This window comes from Streptomyces sp. NPDC048417 (genome assembly GCF_040651615.1).
GTDB lineage: Bacteria > Actinomycetota > Actinomycetes > Streptomycetales > Streptomycetaceae > Streptomyces.
This window is the reverse complement of the sequence record NZ_JBEZKI010000089.1, coordinates 1-1,533: the sequence shown is the minus strand read 5'-3', so window position 1 is coordinate 1,533 and position 1,533 is coordinate 1. Positions and strand designations below refer to the sequence as shown.

The following is a 1,533-nucleotide window of genomic DNA, read 5'->3' as shown; positions in this document are numbered from 1 at the left end:
AGCTCGCCGGTGGCGGTGGTCAACCCGATCGTCGAGGGCATGCAGTTCAACGGCGCGATCGGCGTGCCGATTCCTTCGACCCTGGCCTGCGTGATGAACGAGCAGGGCGAGCGTCTGCCGGTGGGCGAACCCGGCGAGCTGTGCCTGCAGGGTCCGCAGGTGATGAAGGGCTATTGGCGCCAGCCCGAGGAAACCGCGCGCACCATCGACCGCGACGGCTGGCTGCACACCGGCGACATCGCCCGCATCGACGAGAAGGGCTTCATTTTCCTGGTCGACCGCAAGAAGGACATGATCCTGGTGTCGGGCTTCAACGTGTATCCCAACGAAGTCGAGGACGTGATGGCGGCGATGCCGGGCATCCGCGAGGTGGCGGCGGTGGGCGTGCCTAGCGAGAAGTCGGGCGAGACGGTCAAGCTGGTGGTGGTGCGCTCGGATCCGGCGCTGACGGTGGAGCAGATCAAGGCGTATGCGAAGGCCAATCTGACTGGGTACAAGCGCCCGCACGTGATCGAGTTCCGCAACGAGCTGCCCAAGAGCAATGTGGGCAAGATTTTGCGGCGGGAGTTGCGTGGGGGGTAATGCTGCGTCGCGGTGTGGCTGGGGGCATGTGGTGGTGCGCGCTGTTTGAACGTTTGCGCGCAATGCGGGCTGTAGGAGCGACGCAAGTCGCGACCAACCGAAGCGACGTAGCTCCGCCGAACTAACCCGGACCTCCGAAGCTCCCAGCCCGTCATTCCGCCGAAAGCCGGAATCCAGCCACAGCGACGTAGCTCCGCCGAACTCGCCCGAAGGCCCGAAACTCCCAACCCGTCATTCCGGCGAAAGCCGGAACCCATTTTGATCTGGCTTCTGCTTCTCTCGTAGCAACGAGTGACGACAAGCAAAGATCAACAGCTTCCGTCCGCAAGCGGCCGGGTCACTTTCTTTGTCCCAAAGAAAGTAACCAAAGAAAGTGCTTTTCCCTGTTTCGAATCAAGAGCCACTATGGGTCGACGCTTGCGCGGGGATGCGCCACACAGGCCATCCATGGCCTGGGTAGCGCACGGCGCGCGTCCTGCGCGCCGCCCTTCGGGTCTCTCATTGCCTGTGGCGAGTTCGGGGCGGCGGGGGGAGCGAAGAGCAACAGCAACAGCAACAGCAACTGCAACGGCCAGAGCGCCCTCCCATTTACTTCGCCGGAGCGTTCTCCAACGCCACACCGCGTTCGCGCAGCCACGCCGCCACCGCATCGCGCTCGCCGCGAGTACGCGCATTGAGCAAGCGATCCGGGCTCATGAACATGTACCGCTGAAACGTCACCCCCTGCGCATTGCGCGCATTCGGGTCGGCGCCGGCGCGCAACAGCGTCAAGGCATGGCCGAACTCGTTGATCTTCGCCGCCACATGCAACGGCGTATTGCCGAGCCGGTCGGCGCGGCCGGGATCGGCGCCGGCGGCGAGCAAGGCGGCGAAATGTTCGTGACGCTCGGCCATCAGCGCTGCGGTCAGCGCGGTAGCGCCGGTCACGGTGTTGGGCAGGTTGGGATCGAC

2 protein-coding genes are annotated in these 1,533 nt (G+C 64.6%); one reads left to right on the top strand and one right to left on the bottom strand.

Features of this window, described 5'->3' with window-relative positions:
- Window positions 1–582: AMP-binding protein (locus AB0D59_RS51095; RefSeq protein WP_362580085.1), on the top strand; the 582-nt coding region annotated here is incomplete at its 5' end.
- Between the two features lie 588 nt (window positions 583–1,170).
- On the opposite strand, the gene AB0D59_RS51090 is transcribed toward AB0D59_RS51095, so the two are convergent.
- The coding region (locus AB0D59_RS51090) for an ankyrin repeat domain-containing protein (RefSeq protein WP_362580082.1) at window positions 1,171–1,533 on the bottom strand (363 nt) is incomplete at its 5' end.